Raw genomic sequence first — 23,628 nt, forward strand, 5'->3', positions numbered from 1 at the left:
CGTGGGACACGTCGTCCCACGTGCCGGTCACAGCGACCATGCAGGCGTTATGCCGGTGCCGCGCCGGGTGCGGTTCCCTACGCTCGCGGCATGCTTCCCGTGGACTGGATCGAGCACCGCCGGGCGGGCGACCGCGAGCTCGTCGGATGGGTGCGCCCGGACGGCGCCGGCTTCGTCGCGATCGACCGGCTCGGGCACCCCGTGACCGACGTCGTCGACTGGGACGTCGCGGAGGAGGCGCTCGACGCGCGCGGCCTGCACTGGCTCGCGGACCTGTGGCAGCTCCAGGTCGAGGACGGCCGGTGGATGCGCGTGCGCCTGGTCGAGGTCAGCCCCGAGCGCGTCGTCGTGAAGATGGACGACTTCGGCGCGGTGGACGCGGAGATGCGCACGTGGACGCTGCCCTTCCCTGCGCCGGCGACCCTGCGTCCGTACGCGGGCGACCCGGGGGTGCTCTGACGCGCCCCCGCCGCGGCACGTCACGCGGCGCGGGGGCCGGTCAGTCGGCGCCCGGGCCCGCGTACTCCAGGCCCGGCCAGTGCGCCCACTCCTCGAAGTGCTCGGCGCGCCCGTCGGCCGCGAACCGCATGACCCACAGGTCCCGGAACTCGTGCGGGTCGTCGCCGAGGTACTGCACCTCGACACGGACGACCGCCATCGGCGGCGCGACCGCGACGGGCTCCGCGGACATCGTGAACGGCGTCGGGTCGAGCCAGAACTCCGCGATGGCCGCGCGTCCCCGCAAGCCCTCGTCGTACGCGCCGCGCAGGTACAGCGCGTCCTCGGTGAACAGCCGCTCCACGGCGGCGACGTCCTGGTCCCGCCACGCGCGCTCGTACTCCCGCACCCATCCCATGACGTCCGCGGTCTCCATGTGTGCCCCCTCGCTCCGAGGCGTCGAGCCTCGCACGCGCCGCCCCGTCCGCGCCCGCGTGTCGCCACCCCGACGTGCGTTCGGACGCCCGGGTAGCGATGCTCGGGGTGAGGGGCGGCACGTCCGCCCACCGCGCACCACCGCACGCGGAGGAGCACCCATGAGCGAGAACCCCGGACCCCCGTCGCAGGGCGGCGGCACCCACGGCGACGGCCAGGTCGACGGGTCCGCCGACACAGGCCCCGGCCCCGCCCGGACGGACGTGAACCAGGAGCCGGCCGACGAGTCGCCCGACCAGCCGGACGACGACGAGCCCGTCGAGGGCTGACGCTCCCCGGTCGCCCCCCCGCCCGCGCCCGGTCCGCCCGTCGGCGCACACCGAGCCCCCTCCCCCCGCCGAGTTCGTCAGTTCCGCGTCGAGTTCGACACCTACGAGTGACGAACTCGGTGCGCAACCACCGAACTCGGCGAAGCACCGGCGCGCGCCGCCTGACCTACACGCGTACCGCCGTCACGCCCGGCAGGTCGCCGAAGCGAGCACGCAGGTCGTGCGAGGCGATCGCCCGCCCGTGCTCGACTGCGTGCGCGGCGATGACCAGGTCGTGCGCGCCGCGAGGCACCCCCGAACGTCGGACGTGGGCCAGGAGCCGGGCGTGCTCGGCGGCGGTGCGTTCGGTGTAGTCGAGGACGGTGATCGCCGACGTGATCGCGGCGAGCACGCGGGCGCGTTCGGCCGCGCGCTGCGCGGTGTCCGCGAGCTCGATGCCGGTGCGGAACTCAGCGACAGTGATCGCCGCGATGGCCAGGTCGTCGGCGTCGAGCTGCGACCGGTCGATCGTGCCTCGTTCGTAGGCGATGAGGGTCGTCGTGTCGAGGATCAGTCGACGCGCCACGGATCGTCCTGCTCGGTCGTCAGCAGCGCCGTGGCGGCCGCGATGTCGCTCTCGAGGTCCTCGTCCAGCCGGGAGACGCCGGCGAGCGCCTCGCGGAGTGCGCGCCCGGTCGTCGCGGCCGCCGGCCGGATCTCCGCGACGACGTGCCCGGCTCGCGTGATGGCGATGGTCTCGCCGTGCTCGACCGCGTCGAGCAGGTCGGAGAACCCGCGCGAGGCGTGGGTGGCCGTCACGGTGCGCATGAGGATCAGCGTACGCGCGGATCAGAGAGTCAGATAGGGCACGGCAGTGCCCGCCGCGGCGGACGTCCGGGCAGCGAGCGTGAGCGACGCCCTACGGTGGCGGGCAGCGGCCGGCAGCGTGCCCGCCGCCCGTGGGCGAGGGAGCCGGCATGGACGGACGACGGCTCGGCTGGCGCACGGCGTACGAGCTCCTCGCGCTGCGCGTGCGGCGCCCCGAGTGGGCGTTCATGAACTACGGCTACGCGCCGGCGGCGGACGACGACGGCGACCTCGCCCTCTCCCCCGCGGACGAGCCCGACCGCCTCTGCATCAACCTCTACGAGCGCACGATCGACGGAGTCGACCTGACCGGCCGGGACGTGCTCGAGGTGGGGTCGGGCCGCGGCGGCGGCAGCGCGTACGTGGCGCGCACGCACGGCCCGCGGTCCGTCGTCGGGCTCGACTTCTCCGCCGCGGCGGTCGACCTCTCCCGGCGGCACCGGACCGCCCCCGGCCTGACGTTCGTGCACGGTGACGCGCAGGCCATGCCGTTCCCGGACGCGTCGTTCGACGCCGTGCTCAACGTCGAGTCGTCGCACTGCTACCCGTCGCTGCCGGCGTTCCTCGGCGAGGTCCGCCGGGTCCTGCGCCCCGGCGGCGTGCTGCTCCTCGCCGACTTCCGGCCCACCGACGCGGTCCCCGGCCTCCTCGCCGACCTCCGCGCGTCCGGCCTCACGCTCGTGGACCACGCCGACGTCACGCCGCACGTGGTCGCCGCGCTGCGCCGCGACGACACCCGCAAGCGCGCGCTCATCGGCGCGTGGCTCCCCCGCGTCGTCCACCCGCTGATGCGCCGGTTCGCCGCCGTCGAGGGGTCGCGCGGGTTCGCGGCGTTCGCGTCCGGCCGCACGACGTACCTCGTCGCACGCCTCACCGCCCCGACGCCCGGTACGGCCCCCTGACCGGCGCCGCCGTCCTGCACGTGCGTCCAGATCCCGAACAATGGACGACGTGAGCACCCACCTCGAGGACTACGCCCTCCTGTCCGACCTCAGCACGGGGCCGCTGGTCTCCCGGGACGGGAGCATCGACTGGCTGTGCCTGCCAAGGTTCGACTCGCCGGCCGTGTTCTCGGCCCTGCTCGGCGGGCCCGACGACGGGCGGTGGCGGCTGTCGGCCGTCGACGGCGAGGTCGTCGAGCGCCGGTACCTGCCGCAGACGTTCGTGCTCGAGACGACGTGGCAGACCCCGACCGGCCGGGTCCGCGTCACCGACTTCCTCCCGCCCGTGACGGACCGCGCGGACCTGGTGCGGCGCGTCGAGTGCCTGGAGGGCACGGTCGAGGTCGAGCACGACCTGCGCCTGCGGTTCGACTACGCGCGCGCGACGCCGTGGGTGCGGGTCGTGGAGCGCGAGGGGCGGCCGGCGCTGCTGTCGCTCGCGGGCCCCGACGGGGTGCTCGTCAACGGGCCGCTGCTGCACCGCACCGCGTCCGACGACGCGGACGACGACCCGACCGGCCGGCCGGGGTCGGCCCACCAGCACGAGGGCGCCCGCGCGCCGCGCCTGACGGGCCGCTTCGGCCTGGAGGCCGGGCAGGTGCTCGACTGGGACCTCACCTGGTTCCCGTCGCACGAGGCCCCGCCCGGGCCGGTGGACGCGGACCGGGCGCTCGCGCAGACGCTCGAGTTCTGGACCGACTGGTCCGCGCGCCTGACGGTGGACACCGGTCACGACCCCCTCGTCCTGCGGTCGCTGCTGGTGCTGCGGGCGCTGACGCACGCGCGCACCGGCGGCATCGTCGCCGCGCCCACGGCCTCCCTGCCGGAGGACCTCGGCGGCTCGCGCAACTGGGACTACCGGTTCGTGTGGCTGCGCGACGCGGCGCTGACCATCGAGGTCGCGATCGCGCACGGCCTGACCCGGGGCGCCCAGCTCTGGCGCGACTGGCTGCTGCGCGCGGTCGCCGGCGACGCCGACGACATCCGGATCATGTACGGCATCGCCGGCGAGCGGGAGCTCGACGAGAAGGAGCTCGACCACCTCGACGGCTACGAGGGGTCCCGGCCCGTGCGCATCGGCAACGGCGCGGCCGACCAGTACCAGGCGGACGTGGTCGGCGAGGTGATGATCGCGCTCGGGGAGCTGCGGGACGCCGGCGTCGCCGAGGACCGGTACTCGTGGGGCCTGCAGAAGAACCTGCTGCGGTACTGCGAGGCGAACTACGACCGCCCCGACCACGGCATCTGGGAGATGCGCGGCGACCTGCACATGTTCACGCACGGCCGCGTGATGATGTGGGCGGCGTTCGACCGGGGCATCCGCGCCGTCGAGGACCACGGGCTCGACGGCCCGGTCGAGCGGTGGCGCGAGCTGCGCGACCGGCTCCGGGCCGAGATCGACACCCGCGGCTTCGACGAGGCCACGAACAGCTACACGCAGACGTACGACGGCACCGAGGTCGACGCGTCCCTGCTCCAGCTGCCGCACACCGGCTACCTGCGCCACGACGACCCGCGCATGCTCGGCACGGTCGCCCGCATCGAGGCCGACCTGCGCGACGAGCACGGCCTGCTGCACCGGTACCGCACCGACGCCGGGCTCGACGGCCTCGAGGGCGGCGAGCACCCGTTCCTGATCTGCAACTTCTGGCTCGTCGAGCAGTACGCGCACAGCGGGCGGGTGGACGACGCCGAGGCGCTCATGGACCAGCTCGTCGGCTACGCGAACGACCTCGGGCTGCTCAGCGAGGAGTACGACGCCGAGGCCGGGCGGCTCATCGGCAACTTCCCGCAGGCGTTCAGCCACCTGGGCCTGATCCGCGCGGCCGACGCGCTGGCCGCGGTGCGCTGAGGCCGGGCGCGGCCGTCGTCGCGCCGCGGGGGGTCAGGCGACCGTGAGCATCGTCCCGGCCGGGACCTTGTGCCACAGCAGGTCCAGCACGTCGTCGCCGACGCGGACGCACCCGTTGGAGATCGCGCCCGTGCGGGCGTACGGGGTGGTGTGGATGGCGGTGGCCGACGTGCCGGTCCGCGTGTCGTAGGCGTCCAGGGTCTCGCTCTGGCTCGACAGCAGGACCACGCGGGGCGTGGCGGTGCCGGGCTGGTCCCAGAAGGTGCCGACGACGAACTGCGGCGCGGTCGGCGTCGGCGACCCCGGGGCGCCGACCGCGATCACGGGGACCGTCTGCGTCGTCGTGCCGTCCTCGACGGTCAGCGTGCGTGCCGCGAGGTCGAGGTGCAGGCGCCAGCTCGTGCCCGAGGTCACGGTGTCCTCCGCGCGGATCCACGCGGTGCGGCCGTTGACCTGGGTCACGTCCTGGCTCGGCAGCGCGCCGCGGCTCGCGACGAGCACGCGCAGCCAGCCGCCCCGTTGGTCGACCACCGGCAGGACGGTCGGCACGTCGAGCGTCATGGCCGGCACCGTGCCGACCGCGCGCCCACCCACGGCGTCGTAGCCGGCGGTGTCCCGGACGACGGTCGCCGTCTGCCACGTGCCGAACGCGGCGTCGTCGCTGCGGCGCTGCTCGAGGCCGTCGGCCCCGGGCAGGCCGGGGACGACGGTCACCGGGTCGATCGTCGGCAGCGCGGCCAGGTCGGCGGGCGCGGGCGTCGGCGGCTCCGGCGTCGCTGCCTTGGCCACCGCGACGGGTGCGCGCACGACGACGACGGGCCGCTCCACCTGCTGCTGCGCACAGCCGGACGCCAGCACCACAACGCCCACCGCCGCGGCGGCCCACGCCCGCACCCGACCCCTCACCCGCACATCGTGCGCGTCGGCGCCGCCGCCTGCCACGCGCGGCCACGGACGGACCAGCCGCCTGGCGGACCACCGGCACGGTCGGGTAGACCTCGGACGGTGACGGGTGCGCAGCACGGGCGGGACGCGGGGACGCTCGTCGTCGACGCCGCGAACGTGGTCGGCGCGCGGCCCGACGGCTGGTGGAAGGACCGTGCGGGGGCGGCGGCGCGCCTGCTCGACGGGCTGGCGGCGGCCGTCGACGACCCGGAGCTCGCCGGGCGGCGGGTCGTCGTGGTGCTGGAGGGACGGGCGTCCGACGCGCGCGGCTCGTGGGACGCGATCGAGGTCGTGCGCGCCGAGCGCGACGGGGACTCGGCGATCGTGGACGTCGTGGCGGCGGCGACCCGCGCCGTCGGCCCCGCCGACGCGGAGGGGCCCGCCGACGCGGACGGGGCGCGTGACGTCCTCGTCGTCACCTCCGACCGCGAGCTGCGCCGACGCGTCGAGGCCCTCGGCGCGCACGTGCGCGGCGCCGGCTGGCTGCGCGACCTCCTCGACACCCACCACCCCTGACCCGACCCCTCCCCCCTCGCCGCCGAGTTCGCCGGTTGCACCTCGAGGTCGCCGCGGAGAACCAGCGAGCTCGGCGCCGCACCAGCGAACTCGGCGCGGTGCCTGGGCCCGGCGCGGCGGGCGTGGGCGGGCGGACGTGGGTGGGCGTGCGTGGGTGGGGCGCCGAGCGCGCCGGGTCAGTCGTCGATCGCCTCGACGCCCTGACGTGCGAGCTCCGCGAGGTGGGCGCGCATGGACGCGAGCACCTCGGGCGGGTGGGGCTCCCAGTCCTCGACCTCGCCGACCACCCGCACCGGCTCGCGCGTCCGGTACGAGCGGGTCGGGTTGCCGGGGAACCGGGTGTTCGTGAGGTTCGGGTCGTCCTCGACGGGACCCGTCGGCTCGACGCGGTAGATGCGGCCCGGTCCGTCGCCGGCTGCGAGCTCTGCACCCCAGGTCGCGGCGTCCAGCGTCGCGGTCACGTAGACGTGGTTCGCGGCCCGGCCGGTGCCGAAGTTCGAGCGCCGGCCGGGCTCCAGCACGTCGCCGACCCGCAGGTCCGCCTTGGTGCCGTGGAAGAAGGGACCGGGGTCGTCCACCCCGGCGGCCGCATCGGTCGCGTCGGTCGCGTCGGTCATGGGCACCCCGTCGTCGGGCCGGGAGCGGACGCCGACGACCCTAGGGGCGCCGGCCCGGCGGCGGGAAGCCCCGGACGGCGGCGACGGCCTCGAGCCACAGGTCCTCAAGGTCACGGGCGCGGTCGGTCCGCATCCACGTCTCGACGGCCGTGTCGAGGCACGCCAGCGCGCACGCGCGTCGCGCGGCTGCTCGGCCGCCGCACGCGGGTCCGGGCGATGGCCCGCATCGCCGGTGACCGCCTGCTGGCCGGCGGGCCGGCCTAGGTCAGCCCGCGGAACGCTCGCGCCGCAGCACGAACACGTACGGGTGCGGCTGCCCGCGCAGGTCCATGACCCCGAGCAGCGTGTCGTCGTCGACGCGCCGGAACACGTCGATGATCGGCAGCCGGTCGTAGACCATCGCCGCCGAAGCGACGCCCCGGTAGGTGACCGTCCGCAGGCGCGCCTGGGGCCTCGACGTCGTGAGCAGCGGCCTGACCAGCGCGAACGCCCGTGCCGCGACGGCTCGCGGCACGACCGGCGCCAGCCGCAGCGCGGGGCCGACGGGCAGCAGCGTCGGGGTGATGCTCACGAGCCGCCCGCGCGCGCCACGGAACACGAGCGGGTGCACGACGTCGGCCGTGTCCATGCGCTTGCCGTACCAGCCGAGCGCCTCCAGCAGCCCGTCGAAGGGGTGCCCGGTGGGGATTCCGCGGCCCGCCCACCGGCCCAGCAGCCCGTCGATCCCGACCGGCTCCAGGGTGTCCAGCAGGTCCAGGACGGCGCCGGGGTCGGCGCCGTCCTGGAGTGCCTCCAGCCGTGCGGTGGAGTCGGGCATCGGCAGGGCTCCTCCGTCGCGTGCGGTGCGGTGGAGGACGACGCTACGACCTCCTACGACCTCCTCCGGCGCACGCCCCACGTCATCGCGGCACCGGTCGCCAGCAGCGCGAGCGCGCCCAGAGCGAGCGGCGCGTCCGTGCCGCCGGTGGCCGCGAGCCAGTACGGCGCCCGCCGCGCCGGTGTGGTCCAGGACGACCCGGACGACGGCGGGGTCTCCGGCGTCACGACCGGGTGCGTCGTCGACCGGCAGTCGTCCGTGGGGTCCACCAGGACGGCGAGCGTCACCGGCACCGTCGGGTCGCACGGCTCCGCCCCGGGGGCCGTCACGACGTTGCGCAGCGTCACCCCGCTCACGCCGTCGTCCACCCGCACCTGGTAGGTGAGCGTCTGCGCGCCCTGCAGCGTCGGCAGGAGCCACGTGAGCCGGGTGCCGGACGGGAACGCCGTCCCCGCGCTCGCGTCGATGCTGCCCTCGACCAGGGTCGCGCCCACCAGCACGCCCGCGAGCTCGTCGACGACCAGGACGCCGTCGACGCTCGCGCCCCCGACGGGCTCCACCCGGATCGTGTAGGTGATGACGTCGCCCGGCTGCACCGATGCCCCGGACGGCGGGTCGCTCTCCTTGACGGCGGTCCACGCGGGCGGCGGCGGCACCGGGGAGTCGTCGTTCGTCACCGTGCACGTGACGTCGTCGCCGGCGGCGAGGTCGAGCGCGTCGCCGTCGAGCGCGACGGGCTCGCCCCGGTTCACGCACACCCATCCCGCCGTGTAGCCGCCGGGACCCTCCTCCGTCAGGACGTACCTCCCGGGTGCGACGGGCGACGCGGTGACTGCCGCGCCGTTCTCGCCAGGGACGCCGGAGACCGTCTCCGGTCCCTGCGCGGTGAGCGTCCAGTCCGCCGGGGACGCGGTCCCGCCGTCGTCGTTGACGACCACCTTGACGAGCGTCAGGAGGGGCAGCGCGTACTGGTTGACGACGGTGCAGCGGACCGTCTCCCCGTTGGCGACGGTGACCGTGTCGCCCTCGAGGGTGCCGCCCTCGCACGTCCACGGCGACGCGGTGTAGCCGGCCGGTCCGCCCGTCTCGGACAGGGTGTACGCACCGGCGGGCACCTCGACGTCGGTCACGGCCGCGTCCCCGGTGCGCCCCGAGATCGCCTGCGCCGACGTGTCGGCCGCGAGCGTCCAGTCGGTCGGCACGGCCGTGCCGCCGCCGGTGTTCACGACGTCCTTGAGCAGCGTCAGCCGCCCCGGCTGGTCGTCGTTGAGGAGCGTGCAGGTGACGTCCTGCCCGGTGTCGATGGCGACCACGCCGTCCTCGACCGGCAGGTCCTCCTCCTCGGTGCCGCACGCCCACTCGCTCGCGGTGTACCCCGGGAGCCCGTCCTCGGTGAGCGCGTAGCTGCCGACCGCCACGGGTCCGGCGGTGATCGCGTCGTCCCCGGTCCGGCCCGTCAGGACCGCCGTGGGCCCGGTCGCGGTGAGGACCACGTCGCGCGGCTGCGCCGTGCCGCCGTCGTCGTTGGTCACCTCCTTGACGAGGGTCAGCGTGGACGGGACGGCCGTGTTGGTGATCGTGCAGGTCACGTCCGCGCCGTTCGTCAGCGGGAGCGAGCCCTGGTCGAGCTCGACCGGCGCACCGGCCGCGTCGACGCAGCCCCACTCGCCCGTCTCGAAACCCGGCACGAACGACTCGGAGAGCGCATAGCTGCCCGCCGAGACGTCGACGTCGGTGACGCCGTCGGCGCCGTTGCCCGAGACGGCGTCCTGACCCGGGATGCCCTGCGGCGCCGCGGTCAGCGTCCAGTCCGCCGGCGTCCGCGTCGATCCCGTCGTCCCGGGGTCCACGACCTTGCGCAGGGTCAGCTGCGCCGGCTGGTCGTCGTTGACGATCGTGCACGTGACGTCCTGGCCGAGGCCGATCGCGACCGACCCGTCCTCGACGGGCAGATCGGTGCCGCCGTCGGCGCACGTCCAGGCGCCCGCGGTGTACCCGGCGGGTCCGGACTCGGTGAGCGCGTAGCTGCCGATGGCGACCGGTGCGGCGGTCACGGCTGCGTCGCCGGTCACGCCGGTCCGGCCCGCGGTGGGGCCGGTGGCCGTGAGCGTCCAGGCGCCCGCGGCGGCCGTACCGCCGTCGTCGTTCGTGACCTCCTTGACCAGGGTCAGCAGCGGCTGCTGCGCCGTGTTCGTGATCGTGCACGTCACGTCCGCGCCGTTCGCGAGCGCCACGACGCCGTCCTCGACGGCCACGTCCCCGCCGGCCGCGTCGACGCACCCCCACGCGCCCGCGTCGAAGCCCGCGACGTCCGACTCCGACAGCGCGTAGCTGCCCGCGGCCACCTGCACGTCGGTCACGCCGTCCGCACCGTCCCCCGAGACGGGGTCCTGGCCGGCGATGCCCTGCGGCGTCGCCGTCACGGTCCAGTCCGCGGCCGTCTGCGTCGCGCCCGACTCGCCCGCGTCCACCACCTTGCGCAGCGTGAGCTCCGCCGGCTGGTCGTCGTTGACGATCGTGCAGGTCACGTCCTGGCCGAGGCCGATCGCGACCGCGGCGTCCTCGACGGGCACCTCGGTGCCGCCGTCGGCGCACGTCCACGTCCCGGCGGTGTACCCGGCCGGTCCGGACTCCGACAGCGCGTAGCTGCCGATCGCCACGGGCGCGTCGGTGACCGCGTCGTCCCCGGTCACGCCGGTGAGCCCGGCGGTGGGTCCGGTCGCCGTCAACGTCCAGGCGTCCGTACCGGCCGCCCCGCCGTCGTCGTTCGTGACCTCCTTGACCAGGGTCAACGTCGGCTGCTGCGCCGTGTTCGTGATCGTGCACGTCACGTCCGCGCCGTTCGCGAGCGCCACGACGCCGTCCTCGACGGCCACGTCCCCGCCGGCCGCGTCGGCGCACTCCCACGCGCCCGCGTCGAAGCCCGCGACCTCGGACTCCGACAGCGCGTAGCTGCCCGCCACGACCTCGACGTCGGTCACGCCCTCGGCGCCGTCGCCCGAGACCGGGTCCTGGTCCTCGATCCCCTGCGGTGTCGCGGTCAGCGTCCAGTCCGCGGGGGTCTGCGTCGCCCCCGTCGTGCCCGGCTCGACGACCTTGCGGAGCGTGAGCTGCGCGGGGTCGTCGGCGTTCACGAAGGTGCACAGGACGCTCTGGCCGGCACCCACCGTGATCTCCGTGACCTCCTGGGGGACGCCGTCGACGAGGCACTCGAGCCCCGTGAGGCCGTAGCCGGCCGGGCCGCTCTCGCTCAGGGCGTAGGGGTGCCCGGGCCGGATCTCGACCGCCTGGGCGTCCTCCGGCGCGGCGCCGGCGACCTCGACGTCGGCGAGCCCCGCGACGGGCGGCGTGGTGCCCGGGACCGCGCGCAGCGTGAAGTCGGACGCCACCGCCGTGCCCCCGGCCGCGTTGACGACCTCCTTCGCGAGCGTCAGCTGTGCCGTCTGGTTGGTCGCCGTGCACAGGATCCGGGCGGCGAGCGGGACCGTGACGCCGCCGTTGAGGCCGTCGGTGAACCCCGGGACGACCTCCCCCGCGCTGGTGACGCGGTTGCACGCCCACGACCCGGTCGACTGCGGGTACACCTGCAGGTCGGACCGCTGGTCCACCTGCACGTAGGTCGCCGGACCGCCCGACTCCGCGAGCTGGTACGGCACGCCGGCCGTCACCACCTGCTCGGTCACTGCCGCGCTGCCCGCCTGCCCGCTCGGCCCCGGCAGCTGCCCCGCGGGCGCGCCGGGTGCCGGCAACGCGGCGAGGTCCCAGAGGGTGGGCGCCGCGCTGCCCTCGACGTTCTTCGCGAGCGTCAGCCGGGACTCGCAGTCGATCGTGTTGCGGATCACGACGAGGTTGTCGCCCTCCGCGAGCGTCACGTCGTACCCCGCGCCGGTGACCGGGGTGGGCGTCACGGGCTCACCGTCGACCTCGACGACCTCGGCCTCCGCGACGTCGCAGAGGTCGAGGTCCACCTCCGGCGTCTGCAGCGTCAGGTCCTCCTGGACCGTCACGGTGTTCCCCGCGACGTACCCCGTGCGCGTCACGCTCCAGGCCTGGGGCGTCGCGCCTGCCGCGCCGGGGCCCGTGAGGGTCAGCTGCGAGGTGAAGCCGGGAGGCTGGCCGCCTTCCGGCACGGGGTCGGCGCCGTTGATCACCCACAGCTTGTCGACCGTGACCGAGGCGGGCCCGGCCACCTGGTTGTAGACCGTGCAGCTGATCGCGGCGGTGCTCGCCACGTCCACGGAGAAGCCGGTCGCCCCGGCGTTCGTGACGGCCACGGGCTGCCCCGTGTCGAGGTCCGTGCAGACCGCGTTCGCCCCGTCGACGGGGAACAGGGCGGTGCCCTCCTGCGGCTCCTCCTGCACCTCGATCGTGCCCGCGGTGGTCCCGGCGTCGTAGGTGATCGGGAAGTTCACCGCGCTCGACGCGTCCGTCGTCGCACCGGGCGTCGGCAGCGTGACGCCGGTCGACGTCGTGGACGCGCCGAACGTCCACCCGGCACCAGCGGGCGTGGCGCTCGCGACGTCGCCGCCCGAGCCGACGATCTGCTTGACCACCGACAACGAGCCGGCGCACTCCCCGAGCGCCAGCTGGCGCAGCGCCTGGCCGACGACCGTGTAGTCGGACACCTGGTAGTGGTCGGCGGCCTGTGAGTTCGTGCCGTCGTACCGGACGGGACCCGAGATCGCGGCGAGGTTCTGCGCGGTCGTCGGGTCGCTCACACCGGCCCCGACACCGACGGCGAGGACGCGGGTGCCCTGCGCCTTGACGGCGTTGGCGGAGAAGATGCCGTTCTCGGTCTCGCGGAAGCGGTTGAAGTTGCCGGGGCCCTCGGCGGGCTGCGAGTAGAAGGTCGGGTCCCCGTCGGTGATGACGACCGCGATGTCGTAGGACGCGTCCGCCTCGGCGGCGGCGGCGAGGCCGCGGTCCCAGTTGGTGCCGCCGCCCGACGTCCACGCCGCGTAGCGGGACTTGACCGCGTCGGCGCTCGCCTGCGTCGAGATGGAGGTGAGGCCGGGGTAGTTCTGCGTCGCGCCCGTCGCGGGGCTGGCGTTGGAGAACGAGAACACGGCCATCTCCGACGGCGTGCCGACCAGCGAGTCGACGAAGGTGTCCGCCGCCGCCTTGAGCTGGACCAGCTGCGGTGCGGTCACCGAGCCGGAGAGGTCGAGGATCAGCGCGACCCGCAGGCCGCACTGCTGCAGCGGCGCGGGGTTGACCCTCGACTGCTGCCAGGTGCCGCCGGACGCGGTGCGGTTCGTGCTCCCCGTCCCGACCATGAAGGCCGACTGCGAGCTGTACGTGCTGCCGGCGCGCAGGGTCGTGCCCGTGCGGAACCGGTACGCCGTCAGCTGGGAGCCCGTGCCGTCGCCGTTGCCCGTGCGCAGCGTCGCGTTCGCGGTGAAACCGGACGGCACGCCGGTCTGCACGACCCAGAACCTGCGGTCGCAGTTGGCGCCCGCGCCGAGGAAGCACCCGAAGGCGCCCGGCTCGGTGTCCGGGACGACGAAGCTGCAGTCACCGTCGGCGTCCGACACGCACGTCGCCCAGTCGGCGGCGACCGGCGTGGTGGGCTCGGTCGTGCCGTCGTAGAGCTGCAGCGTCACCCCGGCGAGGCCGGAGACACCCGTCGTGCCCTGGCGGTCGGCCCCCACCCGGACGGTGATGACCGCGTTGTCGCCGGTCGCCGGTGGCACCGCCATCGGCACCGCTGCCGGGACGCCCCCGGCGCTCAGCCCCTGGGCCGACGCCGCGCCGGCGAGCCCGAAGGCCAGCACCGCCGATGCCAGTGCAGCGACGGCGCGCAGCGCGCGCCCAGACCTGTGTTCCATGGCGTCCCCCCGGTCGCACGGAATACGCACCGCCGACGGTGCGACCTCGAACGTACACCGGAAGGGAGGAATCCGACGTTCCGAGCGAAAAGCGCAGGTGCCGGACGCGGGCGGCAGCCCTGCGCAGGGGGCCCGTGACGGCGGGGAACGCGTGGTCGCGGGCCCGGGCTCGTCCTCCCGGACCGGCGGAGATCACCCGGTCCGCGCGCGGCCGAACAGCGCGGCCAGGGCGTCGTCCGAGGCGGCGAGGGCGGCGCGGTCGAACGTGCTGCCCGCGGCGACCAGCTCGGCGGCGCCGGTGCGGTCGAGGAGCTCGGCGAGGCGCCGCTCCACGTGGGCCTGCGTGCCGGCGATCGCCGCGGCAGCGGTCTGCTCGAGGTACCCCTGCTGGCGCGGGGTGCGCGCCGCGGCACGCACGGCGGCCACCGGTTCCAGGGGCGGGAAGACACCGGTGGTCCGGCTCCGGGCCATCGCCCACGCCTCCGGCAGCAGCAGGTCGGCGGCCTCCGCGGCGGTGTCGGCGACGAGCACGTCGAGGCTGATCGCCACCCGCGGCTCCGGCTGCTGCGGGGAGGGCGTGAAGTCGCGGCGGTAGGCGGCCAGGGCCTCGAGCCCCGGCGTGGGGTCGCCGCCCACCCCCAGGAGCGGGCCGCCGACGATCACGGGCAGCCCGAGCGCGGCCGCGACCTGCAGCCCGGTCCCCGTGGCCAGGACGTGCATCGGCACCGGCCCGTCCGGCTGCGGGTGCAGGGTGATCTCCGCCGTCCCGTCCAGGAACCCCCGCAGCTCGGCGAGGTCGGCGGCGAAGTCCCGCTCGGTCTCCCGCAGGGCCCGGCGCACCGGCGGCGTGAAGCCCGGCGAGCGGCCGAGCCCGAGGTCGACGCGACCGGGCGCGAAGGCGGCCAGCGTGGCGAACTGCTCGGCCACCACGAGCGGCTGGTGGTGCGGCAGCATCACCCCGGCCGAGCCGAGGCGGACGGTCGTCGTCGCCCCGGCGACCGCCGCGAGCAGGACCGCCGGAGCGGCGCCCGCGATCCCCGGGACGCCGTGGTGCTCGGCGACCCAGAACCGGTCGTACCCGAAGCGCTCGGCGCGCGTCGCGCGTGCGACGGTGCCGCGGAGCGCGGCGGCGTCGGTCTCGCCGACGCGCGTGCGGGAGCGGTCCAGCAGGGAGAGGCGGACGTCGGGGTCGATCACGACGGGTGCAGCGCCGCCCGGCGGACGGTTGTTCCGTCCCGCCGGACGCCGCCGACCTCCGCGTCGTCAGGCGCGCGGGCCGGACCGGCTCAGGGCCGCCCGGACGGCCGCGCGCCGCCGCGGTTCCGGAGCCTGCTCACCAGCTCCTTGGCCTTGCGCTGGTTCTCGGGCTTCGACATCTCCCGCCGGGCGATCTGCGCCGCCTTGATCGCGAGCCCGCTCTTCATCGCCTTGCCCAGGTATCCCATGGCTGTCTCCCGTCCTCGAGGTGCCGACGACGGTACGGCCCGCCCGCCGTCCGCGCGCGGCAGAGGTGGTCAGGCGTCCCGGCCGAGCGCGGTGGACAGGCCGATGATCCCGGCGTCGACGACTGCGACTCGAGGCATCCGCTCAGCCCATCACCCCTCGGGGCGCGGGTCGTGTCAGCGTCCGCCGTCCGCGGCCCATGCGTCGGTGAGCAGTGCGACCAGTGCCTCGAGCTGCACGTCCGTGGACCCGCCGTCCTCCTGCGCCGCCCCGTCGAGCGCCCGCGCGGCCAGCCCCGCCTTGCTGTCGATGAGCTCGGCGATCTTCGCGTCGATGGTCTGCGCGGCGATGATCCGCCACGCGGTGACCGGCTCGGACTGGCCGATCCGGTGGATGCGGTCGATGGCCTGGGTCTGCTCGGCGTCGGTCCAGGAGAGCTCGGCCAGCACCATGTTCGACGCGACCTGGAGGTTCAGGCCCACGCCGGCGGCCGTCAGCGAGCACACGGCGATGGACACCTCGGGGTCGTCGACGAAGGCGGTGACGTTCCGTTCGCGGACCCGCGGCGTCTGGTCCCCGCGGATCGAGGCGTACCGGATGCCGCGGTCGGCGAAGGTCTGCTCGGCCTGGTCCATCACGTCGACGTGCTTGGCGAAGAACACGACCTTGCCGACGTTGCGGGCCAGCTGGGCGGCGTAGTCCGCGGCCGGCCCGGCCTTCGCCTGGCCGATCCGGCGGACCATCGTGAAGACGTTCTCGCCGCCGGCCTTGTCGCTCGAGTCCTTGAGCTCGGCCGCGGCGACGCGACGCGCCAGGTCCAGGTCGAGCCCCACGACGCCGGGGTCGCCGGTGCGCGCCTCCAGGGCGGCGCGGTAGCGGCCGACCAGCCGGCGCGCGAGCGCCTCCTCGGCGGCGCGGATCGAGCGGCCGGCCGCGCCGTCGAGCTCGACCGGCAGGTCCGCGACCCGGCGGGCGGGGATGTCGGCGACCACGTCGATCTTGCGGCGGCGCACGATGCCCATGTCGATCACGGCCGTGCGGGCCGCGGCGGAGAACCCGCGGTCCGCCGGGGTGAGGCCGGTGTCCTCCAGGGCCGTCATGAGCCGCCCGAGCGGCTTCTCGTCGTCGATCCAGCCGAGGAACTGCCAGATCGCCCGGAAGTCCTCGATGTCGTTGATCAGCGGCGTGCCCGTGAGCGCCATCAGCAGCGCCCGCGACGTGCGGGCGCGGATGCGCTCGGACAGCGCGAGGACGTGCTGCGAGCGCTGGGACGACTTGTTCTTGATGAAGTGCGCCTCGTCGACCACCATGCCGCGGAAGCCGAGGTCGCCGAGCCAGCCCACGTGCCGGTCGAGGATCTCGTAGTTCACGATCACGACGTCCGCGAAGGCGTCGACCTGCTCGCCGTCGCCGTGGACCACGGTGGCCCGCCGCAGCGGCGTCCACAGCCCCACCTCGTGCGCCCAGTTCGTCTTCACCACGTTGGGGACCACGACGAGCAGCGGGAAGGCGTCGGCCGCCTGCGCGGCGAGCAGCGCCTGGGCGGTCTTGCCCAGGCCCGGCTCGTCGGCGAGCAGGAACGTGCGGTGGCCGCGCGCGGCCGCTGCCACGACCTCGGCCTGGTGGCGCATCAGCTCGCGGCCGGGGGGCGTCGGCACGACGCGCGGCTCGGGCAGCGGCATGCAGGCGGGGGCGCCGGGGCCGGCTTCCTCGAACGAGCGGAAGAGCGGTTCGAGCAGCTCCCAGCCGGCCAGTCGACGGGGGCGCGCGGCGATCCGCTGCGCCGCACCCTCGAAGTCCGGCGCGAGGAACGGGTTCGCCCGCTGGAACGAGATGACCGACTGGGGCACGACCCGCTTCTCGGCGTTCGGCTCCGGGGCGGCCGGTGCGGCGGGCGCGGGCTCGTCGGGCGGCTCCAGGCCGCCGGCGCGCATGAGGGTCGCCTTGTACGCGCGCGCCGCGTCGGACAGGCGCACGTCCTCGGCGAGCAGCGCGAGCAGGGACGTGTCCCGCGCCGCCGTCCGCGCCAGCACCGTCGCGACCTCGTCCAGCCGGGCCAGCTGCTTGGACCGCCGGCCGTCGGTGAGGGCGCTGTCGCCCGTCAGCCGTGCCCGCTCCTCGCGCACGAGCAGCGCCACGACGTGGAACTTCGTCCGCACCGACGGCTTGGCGGCCGCGCGCTGCACCGAGCGGTCGACGCCGCGCGCGACCTCCGCCAGCACCGGGATGATGCCGTCCTCCGCGGGACGCGGGGGGCGGCGGCGCTGAGCGCCGGGCTCGGTCCGCGCGCGACCGGACCGACGCTGGCCGCCTGCTCGTGCCACTTCTCCTCCTTCGCACCGCGCCCGTCGGGCGAGCGGGTGCAGCAGTGCGTGTCGAGGCCGCCCGGACCGCCGGACGCGCCCCGTCTCGGGCGCGGACGCGCCCGGGTCGACGACGTGCGCCGACGGGCGACGACGTCACGGCATCGCCCTCGGCGTCTCGCGCGGGTCCGTGCCGAGCCGGTGGTGCCGCGCGACCGGGCGTCAGGCACACCACCACGGAGCACGATCGCCCCGGGCCTGGTTCAGCACCGGCTGAGGTCAGCCTACCGCCGTGCGGCCCTGCCCCCGCGCGACACACTCACGGCGTCGACCGCCGTACCGGCAGGCTCCCGGCGGCGGCGGCGACGCGGTTCGGCCGCTCAGCGCCCGCCGGTGATGGACCGGTTCCGCTGCTGCACGCCCGCCTTGCCGTAGGGGTAGTCGTCGACCCGCGGCGTGCTGACCTCGGTCAGCCGCTCGATCGCGTCGGGCGAGAGCCGGAGGTCGGCCGCGCCGAGGTTGTCGTCGAGCTGCTCGACGGTCCGCGCGCCGAGGATCACCGACGTGACCGCCGGCTGCTCCGCCAGCCACGCGAGCGCCACCTGCGACATCGAGGCGTCGTGCTGCTCGGCGACCTCGCGCAGGACGTCGAGCACCTGCCACGTCCGCTCGTCGGCGTTGCGGGCGGCCCACGCCTCCATCCCCCGCTGCGGGTTCTCGCCGAGCCGCGTCGCCCCGGTGGGGTCGACGTCGCGCCGGTACTTGCCGGTGAGCCAGCCCCCGGCCAGCGGGGACCACGGCAGCAGGCCGAGGCCGGCGTCGAGCGCGGCGGGGACGACCTCGTGCTCGATGTCGCGGACGAGCAGGTTGTACTGCGGCTGGAGCGTCACGGGGGCCGACCAGCCGTGCGCACGGGCGACGTGCACCGCCTTGGTCAGCTGCCAGCCCAGGTAGTTGGAGAAGCCGTAGTAGCCGATCTTGCCGGCCGTCACCGCGTCGTCGAGGAAGCGCAGCGTCTCCTCGACGGGTGTGAGGGCGTCCCAGGCGTGCACCTGGTAGAGGTCGACGTGGTCGACGCCCAGGCGTCGGAGGGACGCGTCGAGCGCGTCGCGCAGGTGGCGGCGGGAGAGACCGAGGTCGTTCGCCCCGTCGCCCATGGGGAACCGACCCTTGGTGGCGAGGACGAGCTGACGCGCCTCGGTCGGGTGCTGCGCCAGCCACCGCCCGATGACCTCCTCCGACACGCCCGCGCTGTAGACGTCGGCGGTGTCGACGAACGTGCCGCCCGCCTCGACGAACCGCGTGAGGATCGCGTGCGACGTCTCCTCGTCCGCCTCCGCGCCGAACGTCATCGTGCCGAGCGTCTGCGTCGAGACGACGGTGCCGCTGCGGCCGAGGGTGCGGTACTGCATGGGTCCTCCTGGGTGGGCGCGGATCGGACCACCCACTCCATCACCGCGGGGTACCGGCGGCGAGCGGGCGGGGGTCAGCGACCGCGTGCCGCCGCGGTGCGCAGTCGCGCGAGCCCCTCGTCGATCGTCACCTCGGGGCGCCACCGCAGGTCGGCGCGCGTGCGCCGCTGGTCGAACCAGTGGGCGGTCGAGAGCTGCTCGGCGAGGAAGCGCGTCATCGGCGGCTCGTCCTGCCCCGGACGCACCCGCCACACCGCCTCCACCGCGCCGCCCGCGGCGCGCGCCAGCCCGGCGGGGACGCTCCAGCGCGGGGCCGGCACCCCCGCGGCGGCGCAGATCCCTGCGAGCATGTCGGCCACCGGGCGAGGCTCGCCGTTGGTGACGACGTACGCGTTGCCGTGCACCGCGTCGTCGTCGGCCCGCTCGAGCGCCGCGGCGATCGCGGCGGCCGCGTTGTCGACGTAGGTGGTGTCGATGAGCGCGCGGCCGCCGTCGAGCAGCGGCAGGCGGCCCGCCCGGGCCCTCGCGACGATGCGGGCGACCAGCTGGGTGTCGCCCGGGCCCCAGACCAGGTGCGGGCGCAGGGCGACGACGCGCATGCCGTCGCCGTCCGCCGCGAGGGCCGCGAGCTCCGCCCGCGCCTTCGTCCGGGCGTAGTCGCCGCGGGCGCGCCCGGGGTCCGCGGGCCGGGCGTCGTCGCCGACGATCGAGCGGCCGCTGTGCGCGACGGACGGCGAGGACACCTGCACGAACCGCGTGGCTCCCGCGCGGGCGGCGGCAGCCAGGAGTCGCTCGGTCCCGTGCACGTTGACCCGCTCGAAGTCGGCCGGGTCGCCCGCGAGGGAGACCTTCGCGGCGAGGTGGACGACGCCGTCGACCCCGGCGACGGCCCGCGCGACGTCGTCCGCCGCCGTCACGGAGCCGCGCACGTCCTCGACGCCCGGCACGCCGCTCGGGCGGCGCTGGAACGTGCGCACCTCGTGGCCCGCGGCGCGCACGCGCGCGGCGACCGCGCGGCCGAGGAGCCCGCTCGCGCCCGTGACCAGGACCCTCACGGGCGGCGCACCCGTCCCCCGGACAGCACGTCCTCGGCCCAGCGGGCGAGCCGGGTGCGGTCGATCTTCGAGTTGTGCCGCACGTCCGTGGGCAGGCCGGGCACGACGAGGACCGCGGCGAGCGGCGCGGGCACCGCGGCGCGGACGGCGCCGGCCAGCTCCGCGGGCGCCAGGCCGGGACGTCGGGTCCGCGGCCGGGTCTCGACGACGGCGACGAGCAGCTGGGTCCCCCGCGGCCCGATCCCCACGACGCCCGCGCGGTCCACGGCCGGGACCCGCTCGACGCGCTGCTCGAGGCCCACGGGGGTGACCACGCCGTCGGCCGTGGTGACGACGTGCGCGAGGCGCCCCTCGACCCACAGCCTGCCCTCGCCGTCCAGGTGGCCGACGTCGCCCGTGCGGTGCCAGCGCCTCCCGGGGACGTCCCGGGCGGCAGCGCGGTCCGTCAGGTGCAGCCGGAAGTAGCCGTCCTTGAGGTGGGGCGCGCTGACGAGGATCTCGCCCGTCCGGCCGGCCTCGGTGGTCGGCTCACCGGTCGCGGCGCCGTCGTCACCGAGCGGGCTGATGCGCACCTGCGTGGTCGCGGTGGGGCGACCCACGCAGACCCCGCCCGGGTCGCCGTCGGCCCGGGCGGCGGTCGCCTCGCGGATGCCCGCGAGGGTGGCGTCCGTCATGAGCAGCCCCTCCGTCATGCCGTACGGCGTGTGCGGCTCCGCGTTCGGCATGAGCCGGCCCGCGGCGGCGAGCAGGTGCTCGGGCACCGGGGCACCCGCCGACAGGAAGGTCCGGACGCGGGCGAGCGCGGCGTGGTCCGCGGGGGTCAGGTCGCCCGCCGTCGCGACGACGTTCGCCAGCGCCGCCGGGGACAGGAAGAGGACCGTCGCGTCCACCGCCGCGGCTGCGGCCGCCACGGCCGGGGCGGTGAGGGTGCGCGGGGAGGTGACGTCCATGTCCGGCGTGACCGAGCGTGCGCCCAGCGCCGGTGCGAGCAGCGCGAAGGGGGCGAAGCCCGCGACGAGGCCGGTGCCGGCGCCGAGGTCGTACTGCGCGCGCAGCGCACCGGCCACGGCGGCGAGCTGCCGGTGGGTGTAGACGACGCCCTTGGCTGGGCCGGTGGAGCCGGAGGTGAACAGCACCGCGGCGGTCGCGTCGGGGCTCGGCTCCGCCGGGAGCTCGACGCCGCGCCCGGCGTCCACGAGGTCGACCAGGGCGTGGCCGACGCCGAGCGCGCGGGCGACGGCGGGGAGCAGCGGCGTGGTGGAGATGCGGCGGCCGGGCCAGCCGAGGGCGCGGGCGACCGTGAGCCCGGGCAGCTCTCCGACGACGTGGTCGGGCCGAGCACCGCGGACCGCCCGGGTCAGGCCCCGCACGCCCAGGCCCGCGTCGGCCACCACGACGACGGCACCGATCCGCAGGCACGCGTACAGGACGGCGGTCAGGTCCGCACCGGGCGGGACCAGCAGGGAGACACGGTCCCCGGGCCGCACGCCGACGGCGGTCAGGCCGGCGGCCAGCTCGCGCACGCGGCGGGCGAGCAGCGCCCAGGTGACCACGCGCGGTCCCGCACCGCCGGTCGGTGCCATCTCGACGAGTGCCGTCCGCGTGCTGTCCCGCTGGGCGTCGAGGTGGTGCCACAGGGGCTCGTAGCGCGGCGGCTCGTAGGGCGGCGCGGGGGTGTCGGCCGAGCGGGTCCCGGGCACGTCGTATTCAGCCGGGGCGTCGGGTGGCGGGGCGTCGGCGGCCGGGGCGCCGGGGCCGGTCGTGGCGCTGGCGAGCCAGTCGAGCGCGGCGGTCGCGTAGTCGACGTCCTCGGCGACGAGGTGCCCGGCCCCCTCGAACCGGTGCACGGCGGCGTGCGGCAGGCGGTCGACGAGGTCGTCCAGGTACTGGTCGCCGAAGACCGGGTCGCCCGGGCCCCAGAGCAGCAGCGCCGGGACGTCCAGCGCGCGCACCCCCGCGGCGACGCGGTCGAGCTCGGCGGCGCTGGGGTGGGCGGCCGTCACGGGGATGTCCGCGACGAAGCCGCCGATGCCCCCGCGGCGCGCGGCCTCCCGGTACGGGGCGCGGTAGGCGTCGCGGACCGGCCGGGGCAGGCGCGGGCGGGCGAGCGCGAGGGTCGTCTCGAGGAAGGCCGGCGTCGCGACGGTGGCCGAGCCCAGGACCGCCGGGCGCAGCGCGAGCCGCAGCGGCACCGGCACCCGCAGGTGCGCCGGCTGGTGCACGGCGGTGTTGAGCAGGACGACGCCCGCGAGGAGGTCCGGGTGGTCGACCGCCCAGCCGAGGCTGATGACGCCGCCCCAGTCGTGCCCAACGGTGACGACGGGGCCGGCGAGGCCCAGCGCGGTCGTGAGGTCGCCCAGGTCCGCGACCCGCTGCGGCAGCCCCCGCGGCGACCCGGTGCGCTCGGAGAAGCCCATGTCGAGCTGGTCGACGGCCACGACCCGCCACGCCTCCCCCCCGGCCGCGGCCCGGTCGGCCGCCTCCGCGACCAGGCGACGCCACAGGTAGGACCACGTGGGGTTGCCGTGCACGCAGAGCAGGGTGCCGACCGGCTCGACGCCGAGCCGGTCGAGGTGGTCGGCGTTGTCCAGCAGGTGCCAGGTGTGCGCGCCCGGTCCCGCCGTGACGAGGCGCGAGAAGGACGGGTCGAGGCCGTGGAGCCCCCGCGGCGGCAGCGAGGCGGGTGCGATGGCCCCGGCTGCGGCCAGCAGTGCGCGCATCACCAGGCGATCTCCGTCATCGCCGTGTTGATGCCGGAGCCCACGCCCATGAGCAGCACGCGGTCGCCGGGCGCGAGGTGCCGCGCCTCCTCCGCGAGGGTCATGGGGATCGAGGCGGGCCCCACGTTGCCGTACCGCGGGTAGGTGAGCGGCACCCGGCTGCGGTCGAGGCCGGCGGCCTTCACGATCGCGTCCGTGTGGACGTCGGAGACCTGGTGGAGGACGTAGCGGTCCATCGCCGACCAGCTCCAGTCCGTCTTCGCCTCTTTCCACGCCGACATGACGAGGTCCAGCCCGCCCTTGAGCAGGGCCTTGGCGTCGGTGAACATCCCGTTCACGCTGCCCACGCACAGCTCGTTGAACTGCGTCGCCGCGCGCGTCACCCCGCCCAGCATCCGGTGGCCCTCGGGGTGGGCGTCGGCCGGCCCGATCACCGCGGCCACGGCGCCCGAGCCGAGGGTCAGGCTCGGGAACTCGCGCATGAAGTCCCTGCGCGTCACCCCTGGCCGGTTGAGCCGGTCGATCGTGATGTCCTGGATCTCGTCGGCGTCCTCGCCGTCGACGACGACGGCGTAGCGGATCTGCCCCGCGTCGATGAGCTGCGCCGCGAGCGTCATGCCGTTGACGAAGCCGAGGCACGCGTTGGCGAGGTCGAAGTTGACGGCCGACGGCGGCAGGCCCATGCCGTGGTGCAGACGCACCGCCACCGAGGGCTCGAGGTGCTTGCGGGTGACCGAGGTGTTGATCAGCATGCCGACGTCGCCGGGGTTGACGCCCGCCTCAGCCAGCGCCTTCTCGCCCGCCGCGACCGCGGCGGAGTCGAAGGTCTGGCCCTCAGCCCAGTTGCGCCGCTCGTGCACACCGGCGACCCGCTGGAGCAGGCCGGTGGGGAGCCGCAGGCGGTCCAGCACAGGCGCGAGCCGACGGTCGATGTCGGCGGACGTCGTCACACGCTCCGCCACCGTCGTCGCCAAGGACAGCAGTGCCGCGTTGCGGTGGACCGACGTCGCGTTGCCCTTCACACCGACCCCTCTCCTGGCGCACACCGGGCTGCGCCTAGCCCGCACGATCGTGCACCGGACTGGGCGGCGGCGCCTTTCGAGGCAACGGGAAGAAGGGTGCACTGTCGCG

At 75.7% G+C, this 23,628-nt stretch carries 19 protein-coding genes; 5 read left to right on the top strand and 14 right to left on the bottom strand.

The annotated features are described in order from the left end of the window. The first annotated feature begins 90 nt into the window (after nucleotides 1-90). Entirely contained in the window at nucleotides 91-459 is a 369-nt protein-coding gene (locus E5225_RS13895) for a hypothetical protein (protein WP_135972423.1), read from the top strand. 40 nt (nucleotides 460-499) lie between these two features. On the opposite strand, the gene E5225_RS13900 is transcribed toward E5225_RS13895, so the two are convergent. Next, complete coding sequence (locus E5225_RS13900; protein ID WP_135972424.1) at nucleotides 500-874, bottom strand: nuclear transport factor 2 family protein; 375 nt, start codon at nucleotides 872-874, stop codon at nucleotides 500-502. Between the two features lie 160 nt (nucleotides 875-1,034). Between E5225_RS13900 and E5225_RS17585 the strand changes: the two genes are divergently transcribed. Next, nucleotides 1,035-1,202, top strand: a complete 168-nt coding sequence (locus E5225_RS17585; protein WP_166435900.1) for a hypothetical protein — start codon at nucleotides 1,035-1,037, stop codon at nucleotides 1,200-1,202. Nucleotides 1,203-1,368: 166 nt separating this feature from the next. Here E5225_RS17585 and E5225_RS13905 read toward each other — a convergent pair whose 3' ends face one another. Together E5225_RS13905 and E5225_RS13910 are read right to left on the bottom strand one after the other, a co-directional pair. Beyond that, on the bottom strand, nucleotides 1,369-1,767 hold the full coding sequence (locus E5225_RS13905; protein WP_135972425.1) for a PIN domain-containing protein: 399 nt from the start codon (nucleotides 1,765-1,767) through the stop codon (nucleotides 1,369-1,371). Beyond that, nucleotides 1,752-2,009 (bottom strand): type II toxin-antitoxin system Phd/YefM family antitoxin, encoded by a 258-nt coding sequence (locus tag E5225_RS13910; protein ID WP_135972426.1) that lies wholly within the window; start codon nucleotides 2,007-2,009, stop codon nucleotides 1,752-1,754. Before E5225_RS13910 ends, E5225_RS13905 begins: the two co-directional genes overlap by 16 nt. A gap of 149 nt (nucleotides 2,010-2,158) precedes the next feature. Between E5225_RS13910 and E5225_RS13915 the strand changes: the two genes are divergently transcribed. Together E5225_RS13915 and E5225_RS13920 are read left to right on the top strand one after the other, a co-directional pair. Further along, nucleotides 2,159-2,950 (top strand): class I SAM-dependent methyltransferase, encoded by a 792-nt coding sequence (locus E5225_RS13915; RefSeq protein WP_135972427.1) that lies wholly within the window; start codon nucleotides 2,159-2,161, stop codon nucleotides 2,948-2,950. 49 nt (nucleotides 2,951-2,999) lie between these two features. Beyond that, nucleotides 3,000-4,841, top strand: coding sequence for a glycoside hydrolase family 15 protein (locus E5225_RS13920; protein ID WP_243738112.1), 1,842 nt, complete (start codon nucleotides 3,000-3,002; stop codon nucleotides 4,839-4,841). A gap of 33 nt (nucleotides 4,842-4,874) precedes the next feature. On the opposite strand, the gene E5225_RS13925 is transcribed toward E5225_RS13920, so the two are convergent. Continuing rightward, complete coding sequence (locus tag E5225_RS13925) at nucleotides 4,875-5,747, bottom strand: L,D-transpeptidase (RefSeq protein ID WP_243738113.1); 873 nt, start codon at nucleotides 5,745-5,747, stop codon at nucleotides 4,875-4,877. A 99-nt stretch (nucleotides 5,748-5,846) separates the two neighbouring features. Between E5225_RS13925 and E5225_RS13930 the strand changes: the two genes are divergently transcribed. After that, nucleotides 5,847-6,302 carry an NYN domain-containing protein gene (locus tag E5225_RS13930; RefSeq protein WP_135972430.1) on the top strand — a complete coding sequence of 152 codons (456 nt, stop codon included), beginning with the start codon at nucleotides 5,847-5,849 and terminating at the stop codon, nucleotides 6,300-6,302. A gap of 176 nt (nucleotides 6,303-6,478) precedes the next feature. Here the strand turns inward: E5225_RS13930 and arr are convergent, their stop codons facing one another. From arr to E5225_RS13975, 10 genes are all read right to left on the bottom strand, one after another. Further along, nucleotides 6,479-6,919 (bottom strand): NAD(+)--rifampin ADP-ribosyltransferase, encoded by a 441-nt coding sequence (arr, locus tag E5225_RS13935; protein WP_135972431.1) that lies wholly within the window; start codon nucleotides 6,917-6,919, stop codon nucleotides 6,479-6,481. Nucleotides 6,920-7,184: 265 nt separating this feature from the next. After that, nucleotides 7,185-7,736, bottom strand: coding sequence for a DUF4334 domain-containing protein (locus tag E5225_RS13940; protein ID WP_135972432.1), 552 nt, complete (start codon nucleotides 7,734-7,736; stop codon nucleotides 7,185-7,187). 53 nt (nucleotides 7,737-7,789) lie between these two features. After that, nucleotides 7,790-13,564 (bottom strand): DUF7927 domain-containing protein, encoded by a 5,775-nt coding sequence (locus E5225_RS13945; protein ID WP_135972433.1) that lies wholly within the window; start codon nucleotides 13,562-13,564, stop codon nucleotides 7,790-7,792. A 192-nt stretch (nucleotides 13,565-13,756) separates the two neighbouring features. Continuing rightward, nucleotides 13,757-14,761, bottom strand: a complete 1,005-nt coding sequence (locus E5225_RS13950; RefSeq protein ID WP_135972434.1) for an MsnO8 family LLM class oxidoreductase — start codon at nucleotides 14,759-14,761, stop codon at nucleotides 13,757-13,759. Nucleotides 14,762-14,850: 89 nt separating this feature from the next. After that, a complete protein-coding gene (locus E5225_RS17590; RefSeq protein ID WP_166435901.1) occupies nucleotides 14,851-15,009 on the bottom strand; it encodes a hypothetical protein in 159 nt (52 codons plus the stop codon). Between the two features lie 174 nt (nucleotides 15,010-15,183). Next, a complete protein-coding gene (locus tag E5225_RS13955; protein ID WP_135972435.1) occupies nucleotides 15,184-17,331 on the bottom strand; it encodes a DEAD/DEAH box helicase in 2,148 nt (715 codons plus the stop codon). Between the two features lie 359 nt (nucleotides 17,332-17,690). Beyond that, nucleotides 17,691-18,722, bottom strand: a complete 1,032-nt coding sequence (locus tag E5225_RS13960) for an aldo/keto reductase (protein ID WP_135972436.1) — start codon at nucleotides 18,720-18,722, stop codon at nucleotides 17,691-17,693. A gap of 74 nt (nucleotides 18,723-18,796) precedes the next feature. Beyond that, entirely contained in the window at nucleotides 18,797-19,777 is a 981-nt protein-coding gene (locus tag E5225_RS13965) for an NAD-dependent epimerase/dehydratase family protein (protein ID WP_135972437.1), read from the bottom strand. Further along, nucleotides 19,774-22,497 (bottom strand): alpha/beta fold hydrolase, encoded by a 2,724-nt coding sequence (locus tag E5225_RS13970; RefSeq protein ID WP_135972438.1) that lies wholly within the window; start codon nucleotides 22,495-22,497, stop codon nucleotides 19,774-19,776. The genes E5225_RS13965 and E5225_RS13970 overlap by 4 nt, the downstream gene beginning before the upstream one ends. After that, nucleotides 22,497-23,519 carry a 3-oxoacyl-ACP synthase III gene (locus E5225_RS13975; protein ID WP_135972439.1) on the bottom strand — a complete coding sequence of 341 codons (1,023 nt, stop codon included), beginning with the start codon at nucleotides 23,517-23,519 and terminating at the stop codon, nucleotides 22,497-22,499. The genes E5225_RS13970 and E5225_RS13975 overlap by 1 nt, the downstream gene beginning before the upstream one ends. Between the last annotated feature and the right edge of the window lie 109 nt (nucleotides 23,520-23,628).

The organism is Cellulomonas shaoxiangyii (genome assembly GCF_004798685.1).
Lineage (GTDB): Bacteria > Actinomycetota > Actinomycetes > Actinomycetales > Cellulomonadaceae > Cellulomonas > Cellulomonas shaoxiangyii.